Annotated in this window: 16 protein-coding genes and 1 tRNA gene; 5 read left to right on the forward strand and 12 right to left on the reverse strand. The window is 70.0% G+C overall.

Annotated elements, in window-relative coordinates:
* Positions 1-173 precede the first annotated feature (173 nt).
* Genes MVA01S_RS11790 through MVA01S_RS11830 form a run of 9 tightly spaced genes read right to left on the reverse strand, consistent with a single transcriptional unit; the run spans position 174 to position 7932 of the window.
* Positions 174-1619, reverse strand: a complete 1446-nt coding sequence (locus MVA01S_RS11790) for a DUF1254 domain-containing protein (RefSeq protein WP_003933137.1) — start codon at positions 1617-1619, stop codon at positions 174-176.
* Positions 1619-2497, reverse strand: a complete 879-nt coding sequence (locus MVA01S_RS11795) for an SDR family oxidoreductase (RefSeq protein WP_003933138.1) — start codon at positions 2495-2497, stop codon at positions 1619-1621. Before MVA01S_RS11795 ends, MVA01S_RS11790 begins: the two co-directional genes overlap by 1 nt.
* 28 nt (positions 2498-2525) lie before the next feature.
* Entirely contained in the window at positions 2526-3764 is a 1239-nt protein-coding gene (gene mshC / locus MVA01S_RS11800; RefSeq protein WP_003933139.1) for a cysteine--1-D-myo-inosityl 2-amino-2-deoxy-alpha-D-glucopyranoside ligase, read from the reverse strand.
* Between the two features lie 47 nt (positions 3765-3811).
* Positions 3812-4582 carry a 3'(2'),5'-bisphosphate nucleotidase CysQ gene (locus tag MVA01S_RS11805; RefSeq protein WP_003933140.1) on the reverse strand — a complete coding sequence of 257 codons (771 nt, stop codon included), beginning with the start codon at positions 4580-4582 and terminating at the stop codon, positions 3812-3814.
* 17 nt (positions 4583-4599) lie between these two features.
* Positions 4600-5415: an Rv2133c family protein gene (locus MVA01S_RS11810; protein WP_040542893.1), complete on the reverse strand. Its 816-nt coding sequence runs from the start codon at positions 5413-5415 to the stop codon at positions 4600-4602.
* Entirely contained in the window at positions 5402-5986 is a 585-nt protein-coding gene (locus MVA01S_RS11815) for an Rv2134c family protein (RefSeq protein ID WP_003933142.1), read from the reverse strand. Before MVA01S_RS11815 ends, MVA01S_RS11810 begins: the two co-directional genes overlap by 14 nt.
* A 19-nt stretch (positions 5987-6005) precedes the next feature.
* Complete coding sequence (locus MVA01S_RS11820; protein WP_003933143.1) at positions 6006-6710, reverse strand: histidine phosphatase family protein; 705 nt, start codon at positions 6708-6710, stop codon at positions 6006-6008.
* A 28-nt stretch (positions 6711-6738) separates the two neighbouring features.
* On the reverse strand, positions 6739-7569 hold the full coding sequence (locus tag MVA01S_RS11825; protein ID WP_003933144.1) for an undecaprenyl-diphosphate phosphatase: 831 nt from the start codon (positions 7567-7569) through the stop codon (positions 6739-6741).
* Positions 7570-7620: 51 nt separating this feature from the next.
* Positions 7621-7932, reverse strand: coding sequence for a hypothetical protein (locus MVA01S_RS11830; RefSeq protein WP_003933145.1), 312 nt, complete (start codon positions 7930-7932; stop codon positions 7621-7623).
* A 119-nt stretch (positions 7933-8051) separates the two neighbouring features.
* Here MVA01S_RS11830 and MVA01S_RS11835 point away from each other — a divergent pair, with 119 nt between their 5' ends.
* Genes MVA01S_RS11835 through MVA01S_RS11845 form a run of 3 tightly spaced genes read left to right on the forward strand, consistent with a single transcriptional unit; the run spans position 8052 to position 10408 of the window.
* The gene (locus MVA01S_RS11835; protein ID WP_051015377.1) at positions 8052-9086 is read left to right on the forward strand and encodes an NHL repeat-containing protein; all 1035 of its coding nucleotides are present in this window, start codon (positions 8052-8054) and stop codon (positions 9084-9086) included.
* Complete coding sequence (locus MVA01S_RS11840; protein ID WP_003933147.1) at positions 9083-9346, forward strand: DUF5703 family protein; 264 nt, start codon at positions 9083-9085, stop codon at positions 9344-9346. Before MVA01S_RS11835 ends, MVA01S_RS11840 begins: the two co-directional genes overlap by 4 nt.
* Positions 9347-10408, forward strand: a complete 1062-nt coding sequence (locus tag MVA01S_RS11845; protein ID WP_003933148.1) for a quinone-dependent dihydroorotate dehydrogenase — start codon at positions 9347-9349, stop codon at positions 10406-10408.
* Positions 10409-10542: 134 nt separating this feature from the next.
* On the opposite strand, the gene MVA01S_RS11850 is transcribed toward MVA01S_RS11845, so the two are convergent.
* Positions 10543-11079 (reverse strand): YbhB/YbcL family Raf kinase inhibitor-like protein, encoded by a 537-nt coding sequence (locus MVA01S_RS11850; protein WP_003933149.1) that lies wholly within the window; start codon positions 11077-11079, stop codon positions 10543-10545.
* A gap of 24 nt (positions 11080-11103) precedes the next feature.
* Positions 11104-12450: a M20/M25/M40 family metallo-hydrolase gene (locus MVA01S_RS11855; RefSeq protein ID WP_040542896.1), complete on the reverse strand. Its 1347-nt coding sequence runs from the start codon at positions 12448-12450 to the stop codon at positions 11104-11106.
* Positions 12451-12531: 81 nt separating this feature from the next.
* Here MVA01S_RS11855 and MVA01S_RS11860 point away from each other — a divergent pair.
* A tRNA-Leu gene (locus MVA01S_RS11860) sits at positions 12532-12617 on the forward strand.
* A 51-nt stretch (positions 12618-12668) separates the two neighbouring features.
* On the forward strand, positions 12669-13976 hold the full coding sequence (locus tag MVA01S_RS11865) for an acyltransferase family protein (RefSeq protein WP_003933151.1): 1308 nt from the start codon (positions 12669-12671) through the stop codon (positions 13974-13976).
* Here the strand turns inward: MVA01S_RS11865 and MVA01S_RS11870 are convergent.
* The coding region (locus MVA01S_RS11870; RefSeq protein WP_169801755.1) for a diflavin oxidoreductase at positions 13955-15452 on the reverse strand (1498 nt) is incomplete at its 5' end. The two genes, MVA01S_RS11865 and MVA01S_RS11870, sit on opposite strands and share 22 nt — an antisense overlap.

The raw sequence follows: 15452 nt of genomic DNA on the forward strand, positions 1-15452 counted from the left end.
TTTGCGCGAGCGTGCGTGTCTGCGGCCGACACGCCGTCGGATTCGCGAAGTTCGCGCACGCTCGCAACCGCGGCGCGAGACCTCGGCCAAGCCGCCGACGCGCGGCGAGCGTGCGCAAAATCCGTGATTTGCGCGGCGTGTCCCCCGCGGACACGCACGCTCGCGCAGAAGGTCTAGGCCTTTTCGGGCTGCGGCGGCTTCCACGTGCCGTTGAGCGCATCCGGTTTGGGCCAGTACAGCCGCAGCACCAGCGAGAACGGACCCTTCGGCGCGGGCAGCCAGTTCGACTCCCGCTCGATGCCCGGCGAGGCGTTCTGGATGTAGAACGTGTAGCCGCCGTCGGGGTCGGGCACCAGGCTGGGCAGCATCTCCGAGTTGATCAGGTAGCGCTTGATCGGGTTCTCGACGAGCCGACTGGCCGGCAGCTCGTACACGGTCAGCGACCAGAACGCGTTGACCGGCGGCAGACCGCCCGACGGGAACCGGTACACGTAGTTGTTCGCGCCGGACAGGGGCTGGCCGGTGGAGTCGTTGAACGCGCCCGGGTAGATCGCCTCCGCGGCGGTGTTGCCATAGATCCCGAGCACGGCGCCGGCCATCCGGTACAGGTAGTTGCCCTTCAGGTCCTCTCTAGAACCGAAGAACTGCGCCGAGCCGACCTCACCGGTGTCGACCTCGGTTCTCTTGAACGTGTCGAACTCGGTCCACGCGTCGGCCATCCCGCCCTCGATCGCGGCGCGCATCTGCGGGCTCAGCGCGTCGGCGTCGAAATTCCCGTCGGGGCCGATGCCGATCTTCGCGAATCGCTGCCGCACCCCCTTCTCGTCGGGCAGCTCGGGGGCGAACCGCAACGCGAAGTTCAGGATCTCGAAGAACTGCGGTGAGGTGCGCTGCTGCTCGGGCGGCAGTGGCGGAACGAAGTCGATCGCGGGTGCGGGTTCGGGCGACGGCTGGTTGAGATACACCGACAGCGGGGCAACCTGATAGCCCGCCTGGATCTTGCGGACCTCCTCGATGTCGGACGGGCCGAACAGCTGGGTGCGGTAGAGCACGAAGGCCAGCTCGGTGTCCGATCGGATGACCTCGTCGACGCCCTCGGGTTTCTCGCCCTGCCAGCCCGGCCCGGCGAGCAGATACCGACCGCCGCCGTTGCCGGTGGTGCGACTGCCGACGTAGGCGAAGTTGTAGGTGTAGCCGTCGACGAACTGCAACGAGTAGTAGCGGTCCTGCTGGATCGGCGGCACGGTCAGCACCAGCGGCTCGGCGCGCAGATCGGCGCCCAGCATCGAGTACGGCGTGTCCGCGTTGGGTGTCTGGATCGCGGTGTCGGCAGGCGTGTACAGGCGCGCGGTGCTGTGCACCTGGTTCCAGCCGCCCTTGTACTCCGGATCGTCCCTGTCGACGAAGTAGCTGTACTGCACGCGGTAGTTGTCGACCAGCGGGAAGCCGTAGACGTAGGCCTCCTTGGCGATCGCGCGCGCCTCGGCGGGGCTGACGGCCCCCGCGGTGTCCGGCGCGGGCGGGGCCGACGTGTCCTCCGGCGCGGACGTGTCGGTGCTGCAGCCGGCCAGCAGCAGCAGTGCCGTCGCGGCGGCGGCCAGGCGGCGCAGCGCCGGCATCAGTTGTCCGCCAGCTTCTGGGTGCGTGTCCCCACGGACCGGCCGAGCGCAGCCACCTCGGCGTCCATCCTCGGCAGCAGATCGGGCACGAACCTGCGCACCGGCCCCTCCCCGACGGGCGTGGACAGCACCGGTTTGAGCCAGCGCAGCGCCCCGACCCAGCGGGGACAGTTGATCTGGCGTTTGCGCTTCTCGATGCCGGCGACGAAGGCCGCCCCGCACGCCTCCACCGACGTGGTCCGGTTCAGCGGGAACGGCAGCCGGCTCAGCATCTCGGTGAACGTCGGCAGGTCGACCTTGGTGTCGCGGACCATCGGGGTGTCGATCCAGGACATGTGCGCCGAGCCGACGGCCACACCGCGGAAGCCGACCTCCAGGCGCAGTGCGTTGGCCAGGTGTTCGACGGCGGCTTTCGCGCTGTTGTACGGGGCCAATCCCGGTGCGGCCGCATACGCGGCGAGCGAGGAGACGATCAGCACATAGCCGCGGCGCTCCAGCACCGAGGGCAGCGTGGCGCGCACGGTGTTGAAGACGCCGACGACGTTGACGTCCATCAGTGTGCGGAACGCCTCCGGATCGACCTGCAGCACCGAACCGTAGGTCGCGATCCCGGCGTTGGCCATCACCACGTCGATGCCGCCGAACCGGTCCACCGCGGCGGCGGCCGCGTCCTGCATGGCCGTCAGCTCACGTACGTCGGCGACCACGGTGTGCACGCGCTCGGCTCCCAGCTGATCCCGCAGTTCGGTCAGCGCCGCCTCGTCCAGATCGGTGAGCACCAGGCTGGCGCCCTTGGCGTGCAGCCGGCGGGCGACTTCGGCGCCGACCCCGCGGGCCCCACCGGTGATGAATACCGTCTTTCCCGCCACCGAACTCATGGCCGAAACCTACTCGATGGCGGGGGCTTTACAGCTGAACGCCGAGCAGCGCGTCGACCGCGGTGGCCACCGTTGCGCCCGCGGTGTCGTCGTGGCCGCCGTAGGACAACGCATCGGTGGCCCAACCATCCAGCGCGGCAAGCGCTTTGGGGGTGTCGAGATCGTCGGCCAGGTAACGCCGCACCCGCGCCACCACATCGGCGGCGTCCGGGGCGCCGTGGAGCGCGGTCGCGCTGCGCCAGCGCTGCAGCCGCGCCTGCGCTTCGGCGAGGACCTCCGGGCTCCAGAAGCGGTCCTGGCGGTAATGGCCGGCGAACAGCCCGAGCCGGATCGCGGCCGGATCGACACCGTCGCGGCGCAGCTGGGACACCAGCACCAGGTTGCCGCGGCTCTTGGACATCTTGTGCCCGTCCCAGCCGATCATGCCGGAGTGGACGTAGTGGCGGGCGAAACGCCGCTCGCCCGAGACGCATTCGGCGTGCGCGGCGGAGAACTCGTGGTGCGGGAAGATCAGGTCGCTGCCGCCGCCCTGGATGTCCAGCCCGGTGCCGATACGGCTGAGCGCGATCGCAGCGCACTCCACGTGCCAGCCCGGTCGGCCGGGTCCGAACGGGGACGGCCAACTCGGCTCGCCGGGACGCGCGGCCAACCACAGCAGCGCGTCCAGCGGATCACTCTTGCCGGGCCGGTCCGGGTCGCCGCCGCGTTCGGCGAACAGCGCCATCATCGTGTCGCGGTCATAGCCCGACTCGTAGCCGAACTGCACGGTCGCGTCGGCGCGGAAGTACACGTCCGGGTACTCCGCATCCTCGACGACGTAGGCGGCGCCGGAAGCCAGCATCTTCTCCACGAGTTCGATGACCTCGGCGATGGCCTCGGTGGCGGCCACATAGTCGCGCGGCGGCAGCACCCGCAGCGCCGCCATGTCCTCGCGGAACAGGTCGGTCTCGCGGTCGCCGAGTTCGCGCCAGCCGATTCCGTCGCGCTGTGCGCGTTCGAACAGTGGGTCGTCGACGTCGGTGATGTTCTGCACGTAGTGCACGTCGTGGCCGCTGTCCAGCCACAGCCGATGCACCAGGTCGAACGTGAGGTAGGTCGCCGCGTGACCCAGATGGGTCGCGTCATAGGGGGTGATGCCGCACACGTACATCGTTGCGGTGTCGCCGGCGGCGACGGGCCGCACCTGGCGATCCGCGCTGTCGTAGAGCCGCAACTGCGGACCACGTCCCGGCAGCGCCGGCACGTCCGGCGCGGACCACGATTGCATGACATCGACTCTAGACATTGCCGAGTGCGACAAATCCGAGGGCCGTTTCATTCCCGGTGTGCCGCCCAGATCCCCTCCAGCAGAACCCCGGCCAGCTCGGGCCTGCACATCAGCAGATCCGGCAGGTAGGGGTCGCGGCGGTTGTAGATCAGCGGTGACCCGTCGATGCGCGACGCGTGCATCCCGGCCGCCCACAGCACTCCGGCCGGTGCCGCCGAGTCCCACTCCCACTGGCCACCGGCATGCAGGTAGGCGTCGACGTCGCCGCGCACCACCGCCATCGCCTTGGCGCCCGCCGAACCGATCCGGACGAGCTGGATGTCCATGTGTTCGCGCAGCTGCCACAGCACCGCGGGCGGGCGGTTGGAGCTGGCGGTGATCCGGATCGGGCCTTCCTCGCGCGGCGGCGGCGGGCTGACGGTGTCGGTGCGGTACACCTCGCCGCGGGCGGGCAGCGCGACGGCGGCGTCGGTGATGGTGGGCGTGCCACCGGGTGCGTGGCGTTGCCACAGCGCGATGTGCACCGCCCAGTCGGGCCGGCCCGGCATCGAGTACTCGTAGGTGCCGTCGACCGGGTCGACGATCCACACCCGGTCGGCGTCGACCCGGGACACGTCGTCGACGGCCTCCTCGGACAACACCGCGTCGTGGGGGCGGGCCCTGTGCAGCCGGTCCAGGATCAGCGTGTTGGCGCGCATGTCGCCGGCGTCGCCCAGGTCGTAGGGGTCGTAGAAGCCCAGCTGCTCGCGCATCGCCAGCAGCAGCTCACCGGCCTCTTCGGCCACGGCGGCGGCCAGATCTGCGTCGGTGAGGGTCACCCGGCAAGTAGATCACGTCAGAAGGCGGGCCACGGGATCGGCCGTCGCCGGTCCGGTGTCGGCATCACCGGATTGCGCAGCAGGCCAACGACTCTGGCACGCAGCGCGGCCACCTCGCGGGGGGTGATCAGCCCGCACAGTTCAGCGCCCAGGTCGGATTTCAGTTTCTCGCCCAGCGCCGCGACGTCGGTGAGCGTGTCGTCGTCGACGGGTTTGCCGGACCAGCCCCACAGCACGGTGCGCAGCTTGTCCTCGACGTGCAGCGCGACGCCGTGATCGACCCCGTACACGTGGCCGTCCACGCCGTGCAGCACATGGCCGCCCTTGCGGTCGGCGTTGTTGATCAGCACGTCGAACACCGCGATGCGGCGCAGCCGGTCGTCGTCGGCGTGCACCAGCACCACCTCGTCGCCGGCGTAGTCGTAGGCCTGCAGCACCGGCAGGAATCCGGGCGGGATGTCACCGGCGGGCAGCAGGTCGATCAGATCGGGACCACGGTCGGGTGCGGTGTCGGGGTCCTCGTCCCCCGGCTGGTCGACCCAGCGCTGCAGCATGCCGGGTCCGGCCGGTCCGTCCCGAATGATGGTGTAGGGCACCACGTTCCAGCCCAGCGCGGCTGACACCAGGTACGACGCGACCTCCCGCCCGGCCAGGGTGCCGTCGGGGAAGTCCCACAGCGGTGCCTCGCCACGCACCGGCTTGTACACGCAGTGCCGGGTGGTCTCCCCGAGGGTGGCCTCGCACAGGAACGTCGCGTTACTCGCCGAGCGGATCCGTCCGAGCACGGTCAGCTCACCGTCGCGCAGCACCTCTGCGGAATCAGAGCTCGTCATCGTCGGACCCGGAGAGCGCTCCGCGCCGGTAACCGTTGGTCCGGACGCAGATGTGTCCCTCGGGGTCCAGCGGCTCCTCGCACAACGGGCAGGGCGGGCGCCCTGCCGAGATCACCCGATTGGAGCGGGCGGCGAACTGCCGGGCGGACTCGGGGGTCAGGAACACCCGCACCGCGTCGGGCCCCTCTTCGGCGTCGTCGAGCACGACCGACGCGTCGAACTCGGTCTCGGAGACGGCCAGCAGCTCGACCACCACCGTCTGGGCTTCCGAATCCCAGCCCAGACCCATGGTGCCGACCCGGAACTCCGCATCCACCGGGGTGATCAGGGGGCTGAGGTCCTCGACCTCACCGGTCTCGGGCGGGATCGGGGTGCCGAAGCGGCGGTTGATCTCCAGCAGCAGCGCGGCGATGCGCTCGGCGAGCACCGCGACCTGCTGCTTTTCCAGCACCACGGAGACGACCCGCTTGTCGTGTACCGCCTGCAGGTAGAAGGTCCGGTTTCCCGGTTGGCCGACGGTCCCGGCCACGAAGCGGTCGGGTGTGCGGAAGACGTGGATTTCGCGGGCCATGGCAGTTTCCAAAATACCGTCAGCCGGTGGAACCGCCGACCACGGCGTCTCCACCGGGCACCTCGCCGGTGTCCGAAGGCGCCGGGGGCGGCGGGCTCGACAGCGCGGAGTTCAGCGCTGCGCCGGTGTGGTTGACGTGGATGACGAAGGGCCGCACCGGGGTGTAGCGGATCACGCTCACCGACGCCGGGTCGGCGTTGATGCGCTGGAAGCTGTCCAGGTGGGTGCCCAGCGCGTCGGCCAGCACGGACTTGATCACGTCACCGTGGGTGCAGGCGATCCACAGCGCGTCACCGCCGTGTTCGTCGGCGAGCCTGCGGTCGTGTTCGCGCACCGCGGCGACCGCACGGGCCTGCACGGCGGCCAGGCCCTCACCCTCGGGGAACACCGCGGCGCTGGGTTGCTGCTGCACCACCGCCCACAGCGGCTCCTTGACGAGCTCGCCGATCTTGCGTCCGGTCCACGAGCCGTAGTCCACCTCGATGATGCGCTCGTCGACCACCGGCTGTATCCCCAGTGCGGCGGCCAGCGGTTCGACGGTGCGTTCGCAACGCAGCAGCGGGGAGCGCACGATCGCCCGGATCGGCAGCTCCGCGAGCCGCTCGACCAGCGCCGCCGCCTGTTCGCGCCCGCGGTCGTCGAGATCGACGCCCTCGGAGCGGCCCGCCAGTGTGTGCGCGGTGTTCGACGTCGAGCGCCCGTGGCGCAGCAGCAGAACGGTCATGTCGTCTCCTCGCGCAAGCGCTCGTCGGTCATGTCGCCGACACCACCCCGGCCGAGAGCAGGATCAGCACCACGGTGCCGAGCACGATGCGATAGCCGACGAACCAGTACATGCTGTGCCGGACGAGGAAGCGCAGGAACCAGGCCACCGCGGCGTAGCCGACCACGAACGCGATCAGCGTGGAGACGAACAGCTGGGTGCCGCTGGCGCTCATGCCCTCCCCGACCGGGTTGAACGCGTCCGGCAGTGAGAACAGGCCCGAGGCGAACACCGCGGGGATCGCCAGCAGGAAGCCGAACCGGGCGGCCAGCTCGCGCTCCATGCCGAGGAACAAACCGGCACTGATCGTCGCGCCCGAGCGCGACACCCCGGGCACCAGCGCCAGGCACTGCGCGAAACCGACGATGACGGCGTCCTTCCAGGTGAGCTGCTCGACGCGCCGGGTCTGCCTGCCGGCGTACTCGGCGGCGGCGATGACGAACGAGAACACGATCAGGGCGGTGGCCACCAGCCACAGATTGCGTGCGCCGGTGCGGATCTCGTCCTTGAACAGCAACCCGATCACGCTGATCGGGATGGTGCCGATGATCACCCACCAGCCCAGCCAGTAGTCGGCGTCACGTGCGCCGCCCCGGAACAGTCCGCCGAACCAGGCCTTGACGATCCGCACGATGTCGCGGGCGAAGTAGACCAGCACCGCGGCTTCGGTGCCGAGCTGGCTCACCGCGGTGAAGGACGCCCCGGCGTCACCGTCGAAGAACACCTTCGACGCGATCGCCAGGTGTCCCGACGAGGACACCGGCAGGAACTCGGTCAACCCCTGCAGCACCGAGAGAACGACGACCTGCAGCCACGACATCTCCGCCCCCGTCACGACGACGACCGTACCGTGACTCGGGCGGCGCGGCGCTCAGCGGGCGTTGCGGGTGACCGGTTGCGCCGCGGCGACCGCGTCGCGGACCGCGGCGATCAGGCTGCGCTCGTCGGTCACGTCGATGTCGGTGAGTTTGCGGGTCGCGGTGGCGACGACGTCTTCGGCCTGCGGGACCGGATTGCGCAGCCGGGGCCGGTAGACCTCGACCACGAGGGCATGGCGCTCCACGCGAAAGGAGAAGCTGCGGCCGTCGCCGACCTCGCCGAAACCGCTGGCATGCACCCCTGTGGTGATGACTTCCACGGTGAAGCCCCGGTCAGTGACGTCACTGTCAGCTGTGAGGGTCATGGTATGTACCATACCGCCGTCTTCGGTCCCAGGGAGCCGCGGACGCTCCGGCCCGCCGTTTCGACGTTGCATACACTGGCTCCGATCGACTCCACCGCCCCAGAACCGAGAGCTACCCGTTGTCTCGCCACATAAACTCACCAGGCCACCTGGTCCGTCTGGGGATCGCCGCGCTGGCGCTGACGCTGGTGGCCGGTTGTTCGTCGAACGCGGTCGACACCCCGCCGCCGACCATCGAACCCGCGCGCGCCGCGGACTCGCCGCCGGTCACCGGGACACCCGACGGGCAGGTGTGGCCGCTGCCCGGCGACGCGCAGGCCGCGGCCTTCGACACCGGGTCCGGATCGCTTCTGGTGCTGTCCCCCACCCCCGACGGCGCGCTGCTCACCGTGGTCACGCCGTCCGGGGCGCAGACACCGCACGCGCTTCCCGAACCGGTGACCGCGCTGGCCGTCGACGACGAGGGCCGGGCGTTCCTGTCGGCCCGCGGCGGCTACCTCCGGTTCGACGTCGCCACCGGCGACGCGACCAAGGTGGCGGTCGAGGGCCAGGACGGGGTCGACTTCACCGCGATCGCCCGCCGCGGCGACGGTCGGCTGGTGCTGGGCAGTGCCGACGGATCGGTGTACACGCTGGCCTCCGAGACCGAGGTCGGCGCCCAGCTGAAGATCTTCGCCCGGGTGGACGCGATCGTGACCCAGGGTGACACCGCGGTGGTGCTCGACCGCGGACAGACCTCGGTGACCAGTCTGAACGCCGAGGGCACCAAGTCCGAACACGCGCTGCGCGCCGGCGAGGGCGCCACCACGATGGCCGCCGACGGCGCCGGACGCGTGCTGGTCACCGACACCCGCGGCCAGGAGTTACTGGTGTACGGGCTGAATCCGCTGATCCTGCGCCAGCGCTATCCGGTGCCCGACGCGCCGTACGGCGTGGCCGGCTCGCCGGGACAGAACGGTCTGGTGTGGGTGGCGCAGACGGCGACGAACACCGTCGTTGGCTACGATCTGGCCACCGGCATCCCCGTCGAGAAGGTGCGTTATCGAACCGTGCGGCAACCGAACTCCCTGGCCTTCGACGATGCGTCGAACACCCTGTACGTGGTGTCCGCCGCGGGCGCCGGGGTGCAGGCGATCCCGGAGGCTGCCCCGTGAGCCGGGCGGCGCGCGGCCGGATGCCGGCGGCGTGGGACAAGGTGGTGTCCGAGGATCCCGGTGAGTACGAGTGGATTCCGCTGCGCCTGCCGCCGGAGCTCACCCGGGTCAACGCGTCCACCAGGCTGTCGATCGAGGCGGAGTACCGCGGCTGGGAGCTGACCCGGGTGCGGCTGTACACCGACGGCTCGCGGAGGGTGTTGTTGCGCCGCAAGAAGCGTGCCGATGCCGTGCCCGGACCCGATCAGCCGGGGCCGTAGATGTACACGACGTTGCGCAAGGCGCTGTTCCTGGTGCCCCCCGAGCGCATTCACACCGTGGTGTTCGCCGGGCTGCGGGCCGCGACCCGGCCTCGCCCCCTGCGCGAACGGCTGGAGCGCCGGCTGGCGCCGCACGATCCGATTCTGGCCAGCACGGTGTTCGGGGTGCGGTTCCCTGGGCCGCTGGGCCTGGCAGCCGGATTCGACAAGGACGGCACCGGCCTGAAGACTTGGGGCGCACTGGGTTTCGGCTACGCCGAGGTCGGCACCGTGACCGCGCAGGCGCAGCCGGGCAATCCGCGGCCGCGGATGTTCCGGTTGCCCGCCGACCGGGCGCTGCTCAACCGCATGGGCTTCAACAACCACGGGGCCCGGGCACTGGCGGCCCGGCTGGCCGGACAGACGCCGTCGGTGCCGATCGGGGTCAACATCGGCAAGTCCAAGGTGACCCCGCCCGAGCGCGCCGCCCGCGACTACGCCGAGAGCGCACGGTTACTCGGTCGGCTGGCGTCCTATCTGGTGGTCAATGTCAGCTCGCCGAACACCCCCGGCCTGCGCGATCTGCAGTCGGTCGAGTCGCTGCGGCCAATTTTGTCGGCGGTGCTCGAGCAGACGTCGACGCCGGTGCTGGTCAAGATCGCACCCGACCTCGCCGACCAGGACATCGACGAGATCGCCGATCTGGCAGTCGATCTGGGACTTGCCGGGATCGTCGCGACGAACACCACGATCTCCCGGGACGGCCTGGTGACACCCGGGGTGGACGCGTTGGGCCCAGGCGGCATCTCCGGTCCGCCGGTGGCCCGCCGGTCACTGGAGGTGCTGCGCCGCCTCCACGCCCGAGTGGGCGATCAGCTGGTGCTGGTCAGCGCAGGCGGTATCGAGACCGCCGACGACGCATGGGAGCGCATCACCTCGGGCGCCTCGCTGCTGCAGGGCTACACCGGGTTCGTGTACGGCGGCGGGATGTGGGCCAGGACCGTGCACGACGGCCTCGCCGTCCGCCTCCGCGAGAACGGATTCTCCAGTCTCACAGCGGCGGTCGGCTCGGCGGCGCGGTAGGTTCGAGGGCGCGCAGTCGCTCTGAAGCCGCGCAGTCCCACAAGCCCCACCTATCCACACAATGCAGGCGTTCTCTCGCACTTTCCCTGCAAAAGGTGAATAGGTGGGACGCCTGTGGTCCGGAGCGCTCTGCGCTAGTTCTGCTCGTAGGTCCCGGTGATCAGCGCGCGGGCGATCGCCTGCCCGAACAGGTTGAACCCCAGGTAGGCCGGGGTGGCGTCGGCGGGCACGTCGAGCTTCTCCACGCCGACGGCGTGCACGGCCACGATGTAGCGGTGCGGGCCGTGCCCGGCCGGCGGCGCGGCGCCGATGAAGCGCTTCAGCCCCGCGTCGTTGGCGAGGGTGACCGCGTCACCGGGGAATCCGCTGGCGCTGCCGTCGCCGACACCGGCGGGCAGATCGGTGACCGTCGCGGGCAGATTGAACACCGCCCAGTGCCAGAACCCCGACACGGTGGGTGCGTCGGGGTCGTAGACGGTGACCGCGAAGCTGCGGGTCTCCTCGGGGAAACCCGACCAGCTCAGCTGCGGCGAGATGTCGGATCCGCCGGCGCCCATGATGCCGCTGACCTGGTCGTTGCCCCACGGCTGACCGTCCTCGAACGACTGTGACGTCACGGTGAAGGTGGGCAGCTTCGGAAGGAACGAGTACGGGTCGTAGTCGAAGGCCATCGGCGGATCCTCTCGGTTGGATTACTAGGAGTGCAGCAGGAAGTGCTCGAGCACCTGCGCGCCGAACGTCAGCGCATCCACAGGTACCCGTTCGTCCACGCCGTGGAACAGGGCGGCGAAGTCGAGTTCGGGAGGCAGTCGCAGCGGCGCAAAGCCGAAGCAGCGAATCCCCAAGCGGGCGAAGTGTTTTGCGTCGGTGCCGCCGGAGAGCATGTAGGGCACGGTGCGGGCCTCGGGATCGGCGGCCAGGATCGCGCCGTTCATCGCCTCGAGCAGCTCGCCGTCGAACGGGGTCTCATACGACGGCAGCTCGGTCAGCCATTCGCGTTCCACGTCCGGGCCGATCAGCTCGTCGACCTCGCGCTCGAACTCGGCCAGCCGCCCGGGCAGCACCCGGCAGTCGATGACGGCCTCGGCCGATCCGGGGATGACGTTGGCCTTGTAGCCGGCCTTGAGCATGGTCGGGTTGGCGGTGTCGCGCAGTGTGGCATTGACGATCCGCGCGATCCCGCCGAGCTTGGCGACGGTGCCCTCGATGTCGGGCGACGCCGGGTCGAACGCGTACCCGGTCTCTTCACCGACGGCGGTGAGGAACTGTTCCACCGACTCGGTGAGCACGATCGGGAACCGGTGCCTGCCCAGCTTGGCGACCGCCTCGGCGACGGCGGTGACCGCGTTGTCGTCGTGCACCATCGAGCCGTGCCCGGCGCGTCCGCGCGCGGTCAGCCGCATCCACAGCATCGCCTTCTCGGCGGTCTCGACCAGGTACAGCCGGCGTTCCCCGCCATCGTGGCGCGGCACGGTCAGCGAGAACCCGCCCACCTCGCCGACGGCCTCGGTGACGTTGTCGAACAGGTCGGGGCGATTGTCGACCAGCCACTTGCAGCCGTAGTTGCCGCCGGCCTCCTCGTCGGAGACGAACGCGAACACCAGGTCGCGTGGCGGCACGATGCCGGCCCGCTTGAAGTGCCGGGCGACCGCGATGATCATCCCGACCATGTCCTTCATGTCCACCGCGCCGCGGCCCCAGACATAGCCGTCCTTGACGGCGCCGGAGAACGGATGCACGCTCCAGTCCGACGCCTCGGCGGGCACCACGTCGAGATGCCCGTGCAGCATCAGCGCGCCGCGCGACCGGTCGGCGCCTTCGAGCCGGGCGAACACGTTGGCCCGGCCCGGCGCCCCGGCCTCGACGTACTCGGTGACATACCCCACCTCGGCGAGCTGATCGGCCACCCAGCGGGCGCATTCGGCCTCGCCCTTGGTGGTCGCCGGTTCACCGGTGTTCGAGGTGTCGAACCGGATCAAGGTGCTGACGAGGTCCACGACCTCGTCGGCCGGCGTGACGCCACCATGGGAAAGACCGCTCACATGTCCCTTTGTAACACTGCCCTGCTCGGCTGGTTTGGGCCCGGGGCGGCTCATCCGTTAGCCTTAAGCGCCGCACAGCAGGTCCGAGTGGCGGAATGGCAGACGCGCTAGCTTGAGGTGCTAGTGCCCTATTAACGGGCGTGGGGGTTCAAGTCCCCCCTCGGACACTCTTGTCCGGCTCCCGCATTCGCGGGAGCCGGACAGTCACAATGGCTCCGATGGACACCACTCGAGCCCAGGCGCCGGCGCGCGAGCTCGCGCTCGACCTCTACCGATCCGCAGCGGTGATGATCGTCGTCATCGGCCACTGGCTGCTGTCGGTGATGACCTACCGCGACGGCGAGTTCGGCCGGGACAACCCGCTGGTCCTGATGCCGTGGACGCAGTGGCTCACCTGGGGGTTCCAGGTCGTGCCGGTGTTCTTCGCGGTCGCCGGCTACGCCAGCGCGGTGTCCTGGGCGCGGCGGGACCCCGACACCACCTCACGTCAGCAGTGGCTGCGCCGTCGGGTCGCGCGCGTCCTGGGCCCGACCGCGGTCTACGTCGGCTTCGTGCTCGCGGTGATCGCGGTGCTGCTGCTGGCCGGCATCGACGGTTCCGTGCTGGACCTCGGCGGCTGGGCGGTGGCCATGCACCTGTGGTTCTTGGCGGTGTACCTGATGGTGGTCGTGCTGACGCCGGTCGCGGTCGCCGCGCACCGGCGCTTCGGGCTCGCGGTGCCTGCCGTGCTGGCCGCGGGCGTCGTGGTCGTCGACGTCGTCGGGATCAGCACCGAACACCCGGCGATCCGGACGCTGAACTATTTCTTCTGCTGGGCGGCGATCTATCAGCTCGGCATCGCCTGGCACGGCGCCCTTCTGCGCCGCCGGCTGCTGCTGGCGTTGGCCGCGGTGGCCGCGGCAGCACTGCCGCTGCTGGTGACCTGGGGCCCGTACCCGGTCGCGATGATCGGGGTGCCGGGGGTGCGGGTGGAGAACTCCGCGCCGCCGTCGGTGGCGCTGCTGGCGCTCGCCACCGTGCAGATCTGCGTGCTGCTCGCGTTGGTGCCGGTGCTGAACCGCGTGCTGGTGCGCGGTGTCTGGCCGCGGGTGCTCGGCGTGGCCAACAACAACGTGATGGCGCTGTACCTGTGGCACATGCTGCCGGTCATCGTGGTGACACTGGTGGGTTATCCGACGGGCCTGCTGCCCCAGCCTGAGCTCGGTTCGGGCGCCTGGTGGCTGGCCCGCCTGCAGTGGGAGCTGGTGCTGGCGGTGGTGACCGCCGCGCTGCTGTGCCTGTTGTTCTGGCAGCGACGCTTCTTCGCGGCGCCGATCCCGACGTTCGCGGTCCCGATTCCCGCCGGGGTGGCCGAGGCCATGCTGTACGCCGGCACCGCTGCGTGCGCATTGGCGCTGAGCATGTTGTCCGCCAACGGCTTTGCTCCCCACGGCGACTTCCCGGTGACGACGGCGGTGCTGTTCGTCGCCGGTGTGCTGCTCGTCGCGGCGCGCCCGCGCACCACTCAGTACACGTCGCGCACGTAGCGTTTCTCGGCCACCATCTCGCGTTTGTAGTCGCGCGCCGCCTCGGCGTTCATCGCACCGTGGACGCGGATGATCTCGGTCAGCGCGTCGTCGACGTCGCGGGCCATCCGGGTCGCGTCGCCGCACACGTAGAAATGCGCGCCGTCGTCGAGCCAGCGCCACAGGTCGGCGCCGTAGTCGAGCATCCTGTGCTGCACGTAGACGCGTTGCGGCTGATCCCGGGAGAAGGCGAGGTCGAGCCGGTTCAGGAAACCGTCGTCGACCATGTCGATCAGGTCGTCGCGGTAGTAGAAGTTCTGTTCGCGGTGCCGGTCGCCGAAGAACAGCCAGTTCGGTCCGCGGTGCCCGAGTGCGCGGCGCTCCTGCAGGAAGCCACGGAACGGCGCGATCCCGGTGCCGGGCCCGACCATGATCATCGGGGTCTGCGACTCCTGGGGCGGCCGGAAGTGCGGGGACCGCTGCACGAACACCGGTACCGGGGTGCCGTCGGGCAGGTCGGCCAGGTAAGTCGAGGCGACGCCGCCGCGCGGGCTGCCGTCGGCGGCCCGGTACCGCACGATCGCGGTGGTCAGCTGCACCTCGTGCGGGCTGACCAGCGGGCTCGACGAGATCGAGTACTGCCGCGGGGTGAGCCGCACCAGCACTTCCTGCCACAACTGCGGCTCGGCGCGCACCGGGAACTCCCGGACCAGGTCGAGGCCGTTGCGGTTGACCAGCCACTTGTCGAGCTCACCGCGGTTCCTGCGCAGCCGCTTTGCCGTGCCGGTGTCCGGGCAGTGCTCGGCGACAAAGGACATGAGGTTCGGCGTCACCTTGCAGATGTCGTAATGCGCGGTCAGCGCCTCCTGCAGCGAGATCTGAACGCCGTCCACGATCACCGCTTCGGAGCCGCGCAGGCCCGTCGCGGAGAGCCACATCTGCACGGCGACATCGGAATTGGTTACCCAGACGCCCAGCGAGTCGCCCACGGAGTAGCTGACGTCATGTTCGCTGATGTCGAACCCGAACTGCCGCACCTCTTTCACCGAGCCATCCGGGGTGAGCCGCACGTTGCGGCACAGCGGCACGGCGACCGGATTCGCCCGCGTGAAAATCGCTGGCGCTTCCGGAGCTTCGGGCTTCTGCTCGCTACCGATCAGCCCGACGACCGAATCGGCCCACTGTGCGATCGGTTGGTCGTCGTAGGCCTCGCAGTCGACGCGGTCCAGCATGCGGGTGGCGCCCAGCTCTGCAAGCCGCCCGTCGAGCGATTTGGCGTGGCCGCAGAAGTTGTCGTACGACCGGTCCCCGATGCCGAGCACGGTGTAGCGCACCCCGTCCAGCGCCGGCGCCTCGGGCGACCCGAGACGGTCCCAGAAGTCGGCGCCGTTGTCCGGCGGTCCGCCGTCACCGAAAGTACTTGTCACGATGATGACTTCGCCCGCATCGGACAGGTCGGCCAGCGCGGCGTCATCCATCGCCTGCAGCCGCGCCCCG

The organism is Mycolicibacterium vaccae NBRC 14118 = CIP 105934, assembly GCF_001552715.1.
GTDB classification, from domain to species: Bacteria; Actinomycetota; Actinomycetes; order Mycobacteriales; family Mycobacteriaceae; genus Mycobacterium; species Mycobacterium vaccae.